The following is a 9,395-nucleotide window of genomic DNA, read 5'->3' on the forward strand; positions in this document are numbered from 1 at the left end:
CCCGGTACCCCGCTAGTCCATGGATTTTCACTCCTATCTGCTTGATGATGTGCAAATGTCTAATCCCGCTGACCCCAGATCAACAAAAAAACTTCCGGATAATATCCGGAAGTTTCTCATGAACGTTATTGTTTGATGCGAAGCTCGCCATCATAGGAACCGATAATGCCGTACAGATCTGGACGACGGTCACGGAAGATGCCCCACTCGATGCGCTGCGTCTCCAGTTGGTCCAGATCAAACTCCGCTACCAGCACCGTCTCTTCGCTGCGGCCCGCTTCGGCAATCTTGTTGCCTTGTGGTCCTGCGATAAAGGACGAACCATAGAACGTAATGCTGGAATCCTCATCGGATTCCAAGCCTACGCGGTTCGAGGCAATGACAGGCATCAAATTGGATGCGGCGTGACCCAGCATGCACATCTGCCAATGATCCTTGGAATCGATCGATCCATCCTGAGGCTCAGAGCCGATAGCAGTTGGGTAGAACAGAATCTCGGCGCCCATGAGCGCCATGCAGCGCGCAGCTTCCGGATACCATTGATCCCAGCATACGCCGATGCCGATTTTGCCATAACGTGTATGCCATACTTTGAACCCTGTATCGCCAGGGTTGAAGTAGAATTTCTCTTCATAGCCCGGACCGTCCGGAATATGGCTCTTGCGGTATTTGCCCAGTACTTCGCCGTCTGCGTCAATGACAGCCAGCGAGTTGTAACGCGCGTTATTCTTCTTCTCGTAGAAGCTGATCGGAAGCACAACCTGCAATTCCTTCGCTACTTCACGGAAATGATTGATAGCTGCGTTCTCTTCCAGCTCCGTCGCGTACACGTAATAGTCCGCCTTCTCCTTCTGACAGAAGTACGGCGTCTCGAACAGCTCCTGAAGCAGGATAATCTGTGCGCCTTGCTTGGCTGCTTCACGCACCAAAGCGTCCGCCTTGCGGATGTTGTCGTCTCTATCGGTAGAGCAGCTCATTTGGGTAGCCGCTACTTTTACTTTTCTCATGGTGTTACCTCCTCTTCCCTATTCGATTATGCCCGGCCTGCCGGCATTTGTTGCGTCGTGCAGTGAACGTTGCCGCCCTCGGCGATAATCGCCATGCCGTTCACCTTGCGGATTCTGCGGTCAGGGAATGCTGCGGCAAGAATCTCCTCTGCCTTGCGGTCCGTCTCTTCGGCCGCGCCGCCGAATACCGGCAGAATGATACCGTCATTCACAAAATAGAAGTTCAAGTAGCTCAGCGTTAGACGCTGGCCTTCATATTCGGTATACGGAGGCTGCGGGATCTCAATGATCTCCAGCTTGCGTCCCTTCGCATCGACGGCATCGCGAAGAATTTGCAAATTCTCCTGCGTGATCGCATAGTTCTCATCTGACGGTTCGTCGCATACTTGGATAATGACTTTGCCCGGTGCTGCGAAGCAAGCGATATTGTCGACATGACCGTCTGTCTCGTCGCCGCTCAGACCGCGCTTCAGCCAAATGATTTCATCCACATTCACGAATTGCTTCACATGGGCTTCGATCTGCTCACGAGTCAGCTCCGGATTGCGGTTCTCGTTCAGGAGGCATTCCTCCGTCGTCAGCAGCGTACCCTCTCCGTCTGCATGAATCGATCCGCCCTCCATGACAAGCGGTGCGTCGAACTGGCGAACGCCGACATGCTTCAGCACTTGCGGCGCTACCGCATCGTCCAGATCCCATAGGGAATACTTGCCGCCCCAAGCGTTGAAGCCCCAATTGACCCCGGCTAGCTCTTCTTGTTCACCCAGCAAGAAGGTCGGTCCGTTGTCGCGGAACCAGGCGTCATTGTGCTGGATCGGCAGCAGCCCCACATTGCCATTGCCTGTGAAGCGAGCGCCTACACGCTCCAGATCATCCGGGTTAACGATAACCGTTACCGGCTCAAACTCGGCAATCGCCGTTATAATTTCGGCGTACCCCGCCGTTACTTCCTCATAATGCTCCGGATAGACCATCGAGTCCTGTACGGGCCAGGACATAAAGGTTCTCTCGTGCTTCGCCCACTCTGCAGGCATTCTATAGTTCAAATCTCTAGGATTCATCTTGTCCTCCATTATCATATCCATAATAGGCATGAACGGGACTACCCCCGATTCACCCTCCTATCATATAACAAAAAAACGCCTGTCACAATGGATGTTAACGGGCGTGTAATCGCTGTTTGCCGATGCGGTCGGCTATTCCGATCGAAGCTCCACGAGAAAGCGAATCAAGAGATGATTCACTTCATTCGCATGCTCTATCGTCAAGGAATGACTGGCTCCAGGAATGACATGCGCATGTAAGCCGGGGATAAGGCGTTTCGCCTTCTCTACAACTTCAAGCGCAGGGTATATCACTTCCTTGTCGCCTACAAGAAGTAAGGTGGACACACTGAACCTGGCGAAATCCTCCTGCTTGAATGCTGACGGCATAAGCTGCAGCAAGGGTTTGGCATTCCGGTAGCCGGCGATCACCTGACTTCGGAATACGGGATCAAGCGGCTGGCCCGTTCCCGAGAACCAGCGAAAAGCCCGATCTATCCGTTTCTCAGTCCGCAACAGCAGCGCTGGATAGATCTTGGCAAAGAACTTGAGCGACATTGGATGAAAGCTTCCTGCAGGCGCGAGTAAAGCCAACGAGGTTAGTTGCTCTGGGTGGGCCAGTGCATAATTCAGCGCCAAATAGCCTCCCATCGAATGTCCGGCAAGATCAATCCGGTTCAGCCCCAATCCCTCTAATACAGTCCGTAACCAATGATTTGCTTCCACTCTGCTTTTGATAGGAGCATTAGGCTTGCTCTTGCCGAAATCACCCATTATATCAATGGCATATACACATCGTTCACGTATAAGTTCTTTCACATTGGGATACCACATCGTACTGCTCATCGTCATACCATGCAGCAGTATAAGCGGCTTCTTAGCAGAATCACCGAAGCGGAGCACATGCGTGTCACCGAATGGAGTAGTTATGTAATCGGACTCACAATCCAGCCCGAATTCACCTAGGCTTTTATTGTAACAGGCTAAATATTCATCCTCTGCCACACTTGTTCTAAATATGGATTTTGCCATTCCTATCACTCCTCGCCCTGTTGCTCCCATTATAAAATGACACAGACAGATTAATCACCCGCCTTCTTGCCTGCCTCCTCCAGCATCCCGTCAATAAAATGCTGGGCCGCGACCGGTATCGCCAGATGCTTCATTCGTACGATGCCAAATTCAATGCGAGGGATCTGCTCTTCCAGCTTCACCTCGAACAGGCTGCCCTCCTCCAACTCCTTCTTCACGAACTCCTTAACCACGTAGGAGAGACCCAAATTCGCTTGGGCGAGTCCGATGAGTACATGCAAGCTGCCGATCTCATACTTCGGGGCAAGCGTAACGCCAAAGGAGGCCATCAACTGGTTCATCGTTTGGCGTGACGTCATATGCGGAGGAAATACAACGAGTGGATAGTTCGCCGCCAGCTCCTTCAGCGAAATGGGTAATTCCGACAAATGCCTGTACTTCTCGCCAGCGACAAAACAATCCTGTATCGACAGGAGACTCGTTGTCGTCAACGACTCGTCTTCAATCGGCAGTCGAACGATGCAAAAATCGATTTTCCCTTCCTTCAGCATCTTCAGACAAGCTTGGGTATTGCCGGGGGATACCTTCATATTAATTGTCGGGTATTCCCGGTGGAACCGTTCAAGATGGGGCAGCAGTACATATTGAATGACCGACACACTGGCGGCGATTCTAATCTCTCCACCTCCCATATTCGCTACTTCGTCCAGCTTGCTTTCCGCAGACATAATGAGCTCATAAGCTTGCTCGATGTAAGCGAACAAGGTCTGGCCTTCGCTGGTAAGGGACACGCCCCGCGGCGTCCGGTGGAACAGGTTCGTCTGGAGCGAATCCTCCAGCTGCTTGACGGCAAGACTCGCACTGGGCTGAGCCATGTGCAGCTGCTGGGCCGCCTTGGAGATGCTCCCGGCTTTTGCTGTGTAATAAAAGATGCGGTACAGCTCCAAATTCACCATTGCTATATCCCTCCATTATAGCTGCTATATCTATTATTAATTATCACTATAGCATAGAGCTGGGCTATGATTAGACCCATATTATAGAAAATTTTCACTTGGAAGGGAGGACTTCCTGTACAATGGCACCTTTCTCTTTGTTTGCCATGTTCGCCTTGACCGCGTTCCGCATGAATAGCGTTTACCGCAGCAACACGGTCATCCTTGCTCTTGGCTCGTACCTGAAGCTATTCGTCCTGATGAGCGTGTGGCAAGGCTTATTCCGCGGAAAGGAAGCGATAGGCGGCATTACCTACGACGATATGATGCTCTTCGTCCTCATCAATCTGTTGGTTGGCACCCTGACGTACTCCCGCATCGGCTCGACCATTGGAGACAAGGTCATTAGCGGCTCGATCAGCACCGATCTCATCAAGCCCGTATCCTTCAAGTCGTATATGATTGCGGACCAATGGGGAGAGAATATGTTCCGCTTTCTGTTCAGCGCCGTTCCGGCCTGCGTGATCTACTTCGCCTTCATGAGCGTCCCGACGATTGCTGCCGAACCTCTGCGAATACTGCTTTTTGCCATTAGCGTCATCTGCGGCATCGTGATCATCTACCATATCCATTACTTGCTTGGCCTTACCAGCTTCTGGACAGGCAATGCCTATTATATCGATTGGTTCATGAAGGCCTTCTATGAGCTGTTCGCCGGCACCTTCGTTCCGTTGTGGTTCTATCCGCAATGGCTGCTGCTCGTCGGCACATTCTTGCCCTTCCGGCTCGTCACCTTCGAGCCCATCGCTATCCTGGCCGGGAAGACGGACATGGCGGGAGCGCTCGGCATTATCGCCTTGCAGGGCTTCTGGATTGCCCTTCTCCTGCTGCTGGAGAAATGGGCCTGGTCCAGGGCTCAGCACAAAATATTCGTTCAAGGAGGCTAGCTATGGAATATGCATCGCTGTATTGGACCTTCATTCGTATCAACATTAAGGCCAAGACCGAATACCGGGCAGCCTTTCTGCTGACCTTTCTGTCTCGCGGCATTGTATGGAGCACTGAATTCGCGTTGATCTGGGTGCTGCTCTATCGCTTCGAATCGATAGCCGGTTGGGGGCAATACGAGGTTATGTTTCTGTATGCCTTGAATTTGACCTCCTACTCCATGGCGGCGTTCTTCTGCTTCCATCCCTTCACCAAGCTGCCCGCCAAGGTCCAATCCGGTGAGTTTGACGAGCTGTTAACCAAGCCGATGAATCCGCTGCTCTATCTGATGAGCCGCGAATTTACCGCCTCCTACTTCTCCAACGTCGCATTCGGACTGCTGTTCATCGGCATATGCATCTATCATTTGGATCTGTCATTGGGCGTATGGGATTTTGCTTTCCTGTTCATCACGCTTATTGGCGGTATGCTGATTCAAGCCGCTGCCTTCATCTATACCGCAATCCCGTCCTTCTGGATGGTGCGTAATTCAAGCCTGGCCCAGCTGTTTCTATACGACTTTAAAGACTTCATTCGTTATCCGGTATCCATCTATCCGGCATCGATCCAGATCATGCTGACGCTGGTCGTGCCGTACGCCTTTATTAACTTTTATCCGGCGCAATATTTTTTGAACAAACAAGATTTCCTGCTGTTCCATCCTGTCTTTCAATATTTGACGCTAGCTGTCGGAGCCGTGCTGTTCACCGGCGCGATTCTGCTATGGCGCTGGGGGATCAAGCATTATCACAGCACAGGTTCTTAGAAAAGGAGACTTTACGATGATCGAAGCTCATGACGTATCCAAAGCCTATCGAGTGAACCGCCCGCGTGCGAGCGGCTGGCTCGCTTCTGCCCAATCCCTGTTCTCCCGCGCATATGAGTGGAAGACTGCGGTATCCGGCCTTTCCTTCCATATCAAAGAAGGGGAGCTCGTCGGCTTCATAGGGCCGAACGGAGCCGGCAAGTCCACGACGGTCAAGATGTTGTCCGGTGTGCTCACGCCTACCTCCGGCCGCATTCTGACCAACGGAATCGAACCAAGCCGAGACCGCAAGAGGAACGCCATGCATATCGGCGTCGTATTCGGCCAGCGCTCGCAGCTGTATTGGGATCTGCCTATGGAGGATACGTTCCGGCTGTTTCAGCGCATGTACCGTATCGAGCCCTCCGTCTTTCGCCGCAATGTGGAATTTATGGTGGAGCTGCTGGAGATGAAGGGCTTCTATCGGACACCAATCAGGCAGCTCAGTCTGGGGCAAAAGATGCGGGCGAACCTTGCCGCCTCCCTGCTCCATGATCCCAAAATCCTGTATCTGGACGAGCCCACCATCGGGCTCGATGTCATCGCCAAAACCAATATCAGACGATTTCTGAAGGAACTGAACGCCGAGAAAAAAACAACCGTTATCCTGACCACGCATGATATGGACGATATCGAGGAAGTCTGTGATCGCCTTATGATGATTGATGAAGGACAGATCATCTATGATGGCGGACTGCAATCGTTCAGCCGTCAATATGGCGGAGGAACCTTGCTCGAAGTAGAGTATAGAGGGAATGACGCTATTCTGGAGGATGCCCGAATTCAGGTCGTGGCGCATTCCGGCCATAACGTCACGTATCAATTCGATCGGAGCGACATCTCGTTAGGCGAGGCCGTCAGTTTGGTCACAAAGCAGCATAATCTCCGCGATCTGCGCCTGAGAGAGCCGGAGCTGGAGAGGACAATCGGGATGATCTACGCCCGCAATAAAACAATGCGCGAGCAGGCTTGATCATAGCATTACATGAAAGGGAGCCGAATCGTATCGGCTCCCTTCTCCTATTCATTATGCCGATTAGCCAGCGCCTGAGCGACGAAGCCGGTATGACGCTCCCGCATGATGCGCTCCACATCCGGTTCCAATCCCCAACCGGACAAGCGGGATGCTGGCCGAAGCGCCGCGCACAAATCCCAATAAGGCAAGCATTCGTACGCTAAGTGAGGCATCTCCGCCCGATATTGCCGCGTGAAGGCTTCCATCGCTTCTTCTCCGTACGACCAGAGCAGCTCCAGCCTGGCATTGCCGACATCCGACATCGGGTCGCCCCAAGCTGCGTCCTCCCAGTCGAGAACCGCGGCAATGGAGCCGTCCTTCCACAGTACATTCCCAGGCCAATAATCGCCGTGCAGAATGACCTCTCTGTTCCGTTGCAAATCCGGCCACGCTTGATCGAGAGCCTCGCGAATGCTCCCTTCGTTTAACGAATCGTCCAGCCGTACGGGTGTTGCTTGCAGCTTATCGGCAATAACGACATACATGTCAGCCAAAAAAGGGAGGTCTGAGCGGCTGATCGCCGCTCGATGAATAGCCGCAAGCTGGCTGCCTAACAGCTCGGCATACGGCACAGCTTGCCTGGTGGCTGAAGTTCGGCGCGGCCTTCTATATATGCGGCAACGATGTACGGACCAGGAAGAATGCCGCAGGATTGATCATAAAGCCAGGGCTGCGCAACCGGAACGCCATGCTGCTTCAATAATTGCAGCAGCTCGAATTCATGCCTGGCAATGTCGGAGTCCCTTCTCAGATCCACTTCGCCGTGCTGGCGCACGACATAACGGCTAATCGCGCCATCCTCTGTTGCGACTTCTATATAAGTGGTGGAGGCCGACACGCCTCCCGCCAACGTTCGGCTTTCACGCAGCTCCCCTGCCGGATTCAGCTTCCGTGCAATTTGAACGAATGGCTCGTTTGTGTACTCCTTGCTTTTCGTCATCATGTTCCTCGCTTTCGGCTGCCATGCGGTTGCCTTTCATTTGATCCCTGCTTTATATTATACTTTGCTTGAAGATGAATATAGGAGATGAAACAACCATGTCGATGAGACAAGAGCTGCTTTCCCGGTTTTTCACATATGTAAAAGTCGATACCCAGTCGAATGAAAGCAATGAGCAATGCCCGTCCACACCCGGGCAGCTGACGCTTGGCCGCATGCTGGTCGAGGAGCTGAAGGAGATTGGCATGAGCGATGTGACCGTAGACGAGAACGGCTACGTCATGGCGACACTGCCTGCCAATACGGATAAGGACGTGAAGACGATCGGCTTCATGGCCCATCTCGATACCGCGACGGACATGACTGGTGCAGGCGTCAATCCGCAGGTCGTCGAGAACTATGACGGAAGCGACATCGTACTGAATGAAGCACAGGGCATTATTCTGTCCCCGTCGGAGTTCCCTGAGCTGTCTGGCTACAAGGGACAAACCCTCGTCACTACCGACGGCACGACGCTGCTCGGCGCCGATGATAAAGCTGGCATGACCGAAATTATGACGGCTATGGCCTATCTAATCGCCCACCCGGAGATCAAGCACGGCAAAATCCGCGTTGCCTTTACGCCAGATGAGGAGATTGGACGCGGCGCGCACCGCTTCGACGTCGATGCATTCGGCGCTACTTATGCCTATACGATGGATGGCGGCCCTCTCGGCGAGCTGCAATATGAAAGCTTCAATGCCGCCGGAGCCAAAATCACGATTCAGGGCAAAAACGTCCATCCGGGAACGGCGAAGGATAAGATGATCAACGCGATCAAAATCGCCATCGAGCTGAACAGCAAGCTGCCGGCAGGCGAAGCGCCCGAGCATACGGACGGCTATGAGGGCTTCTTCCACCTGATGAATCTGGAAGGTGATGTGGAGCAAGCATCGCTCAGATATATTGTTCGCGACCATGACCGCGATCTCTTCAATGGACGCAAAGAGCTCTTGACCAGCATCGTAAAAGAGCTGCAAGCCAAATATGGCGAGGGACGCATTCAACTGGAGATGAAGGACCAGTACTACAATATGGGCGAAAAAATCGAGCCGGTGAAGGAGGTCGTCGACATCGCGCATGAAGCGATGGTCAATCTCAGCATCACGCCGATCGTCGAGCCGATTCGCGGCGGTACAGACGGCTCCCAGCTTTCCTTCAAGGGGCTGCCTACGCCGAATATTTTCACAGGCGGTATGAACTATCACGGACGCTACGAATACGTCTCGGTCGATCATATGGAGCTGGCCGTCAAGACGATTGTTGAGATTGTCCGCTTGTATGAGGAGAAAGCTTAACGCCAATATCGTTCTTGTGGGATCGCCTCGCAATGCCGTATTCGGCTTGTGAAGGCGATCTTTTTGGGTCTGCCTCATGATTCGTGAGTCATTGCTTCGTTGAGCCACTGGCGCTGTCTGGTGGAGTGCATTCACTTGCATATCCAGACTCAGCTTCCCAGCCGCCACGCAGCAGATATCGTCAGTATTAGGCGTTTGTCCTATATAGCCCCCTAATCCAGTTGGACACTTTCTCCACTTCAGATACACTAAGAATAGGTGGAGGAGTTATCCATGAAAAGACGGTTTCGGTGT

At 52.7% G+C, this 9,395-nt stretch carries 10 protein-coding genes; 4 read left to right on the forward strand and 6 right to left on the reverse strand.

From position 1 onward, the window contains the following. Positions 1-125: 125 nt before the first annotated feature. The 4 genes from aguB to ACFVSO_RS28740 form a co-directional block, all read right to left on the reverse strand. Positions 126-1,007 carry an N-carbamoylputrescine amidase gene (aguB, locus tag ACFVSO_RS28725; protein WP_387480136.1) on the reverse strand — a complete coding sequence of 294 codons (882 nt, stop codon included), beginning with the start codon at positions 1,005-1,007 and terminating at the stop codon, positions 126-128. Positions 1,008-1,033: 26 nt separating this feature from the next. Then, positions 1,034-2,068 carry an agmatine deiminase family protein gene (locus ACFVSO_RS28730; protein WP_387480137.1) on the reverse strand — a complete coding sequence of 345 codons (1,035 nt, stop codon included), beginning with the start codon at positions 2,066-2,068 and terminating at the stop codon, positions 1,034-1,036. Between the two features lie 135 nt (positions 2,069-2,203). Further along, a complete protein-coding gene (locus tag ACFVSO_RS28735; protein WP_387480138.1) occupies positions 2,204-3,082 on the reverse strand; it encodes an alpha/beta fold hydrolase in 879 nt (292 codons plus the stop codon). A gap of 50 nt (positions 3,083-3,132) precedes the next feature. Beyond that, positions 3,133-4,038 (reverse strand): LysR family transcriptional regulator, encoded by a 906-nt coding sequence (locus ACFVSO_RS28740; protein WP_387480139.1) that lies wholly within the window; start codon positions 4,036-4,038, stop codon positions 3,133-3,135. A gap of 122 nt (positions 4,039-4,160) precedes the next feature. Between ACFVSO_RS28740 and ACFVSO_RS28745 the strand changes: the two genes are divergently transcribed. From ACFVSO_RS28745 to ACFVSO_RS28755, 3 genes are read left to right on the forward strand one after another with little or no spacing between them, the layout of a single operon-like run. Then, positions 4,161-4,964, forward strand: a complete 804-nt coding sequence (locus ACFVSO_RS28745) for an ABC transporter permease (RefSeq protein ID WP_387480140.1) — start codon at positions 4,161-4,163, stop codon at positions 4,962-4,964. A gap of 2 nt (positions 4,965-4,966) precedes the next feature. Next, positions 4,967-5,770, forward strand: coding sequence for an ABC transporter permease (locus ACFVSO_RS28750; RefSeq protein ID WP_387480141.1), 804 nt, complete (start codon positions 4,967-4,969; stop codon positions 5,768-5,770). A gap of 16 nt (positions 5,771-5,786) precedes the next feature. After that, the gene (locus ACFVSO_RS28755) at positions 5,787-6,782 is read left to right on the forward strand and encodes an ABC transporter ATP-binding protein (RefSeq protein ID WP_387480142.1); all 996 of its coding nucleotides are present in this window, start codon (positions 5,787-5,789) and stop codon (positions 6,780-6,782) included. A gap of 47 nt (positions 6,783-6,829) precedes the next feature. Here ACFVSO_RS28755 and ACFVSO_RS28760 read toward each other — a convergent pair whose 3' ends face one another. Both ACFVSO_RS28760 and ACFVSO_RS28765 read right to left on the reverse strand, forming a co-directional pair. Beyond that, positions 6,830-7,396, reverse strand: a complete 567-nt coding sequence (locus ACFVSO_RS28760) for an aminoglycoside phosphotransferase family protein (protein WP_387480143.1) — start codon at positions 7,394-7,396, stop codon at positions 6,830-6,832. Continuing rightward, positions 7,375-7,767 (reverse strand): phosphotransferase, encoded by a 393-nt coding sequence (locus tag ACFVSO_RS28765; RefSeq protein ID WP_387480144.1) that lies wholly within the window; start codon positions 7,765-7,767, stop codon positions 7,375-7,377. Before ACFVSO_RS28765 ends, ACFVSO_RS28760 begins: the two co-directional genes overlap by 22 nt. 101 nt (positions 7,768-7,868) lie before the next feature. On the opposite strand from ACFVSO_RS28765, the gene pepT reads away from it, so the two are divergent. Beyond that, a complete protein-coding gene (gene pepT, locus ACFVSO_RS28770) occupies positions 7,869-9,101 on the forward strand; it encodes a peptidase T (protein WP_387480146.1) in 1,233 nt (410 codons plus the stop codon). Positions 9,102-9,395: the final 294 nt, after the last annotated feature.

Origin of the sequence: Paenibacillus sp. NPDC057967, assembly GCF_042887015.1 — a bacterium.
Classification (GTDB): Bacteria; Bacillota; Bacilli; order Paenibacillales; family Paenibacillaceae; genus Pristimantibacillus.

Bases quoted from the DNA above. Each gene is read 5' to 3' on its own strand.
- aguB (WP_387480136.1), bottom strand. From the start codon at position 1,007: ATGAGAAAAGTAAAAGTAGCGGCTACCCAAATGAGCTGCTCTACCGAT.
- ACFVSO_RS28730 (WP_387480137.1), bottom strand. From the start codon at position 2,068: ATGAATCCTAGAGATTTGAACTATAGAATGCCTGCAGAGTGGGCGAAG.
- ACFVSO_RS28735 (WP_387480138.1), bottom strand. From the start codon at position 3,082: ATGGCAAAATCCATATTTAGAACAAGTGTGGCAGAGGATGAATATTTA.
- ACFVSO_RS28740 (WP_387480139.1), bottom strand. From the start codon at position 4,038: ATGGTGAATTTGGAGCTGTACCGCATCTTTTATTACACAGCAAAAGCC.
- ACFVSO_RS28745 (WP_387480140.1), top strand. From the start codon at position 4,161: ATGGCACCTTTCTCTTTGTTTGCCATGTTCGCCTTGACCGCGTTCCGC.
- ACFVSO_RS28750 (WP_387480141.1), top strand. From the start codon at position 4,967: ATGGAATATGCATCGCTGTATTGGACCTTCATTCGTATCAACATTAAG.
- ACFVSO_RS28755 (WP_387480142.1), top strand. From the start codon at position 5,787: ATGATCGAAGCTCATGACGTATCCAAAGCCTATCGAGTGAACCGCCCG.
- ACFVSO_RS28765 (WP_387480144.1), bottom strand. From the start codon at position 7,767: ATGATGACGAAAAGCAAGGAGTACACAAACGAGCCATTCGTTCAAATT.
- pepT (WP_387480146.1), top strand. From the start codon at position 7,869: ATGAGACAAGAGCTGCTTTCCCGGTTTTTCACATATGTAAAAGTCGAT.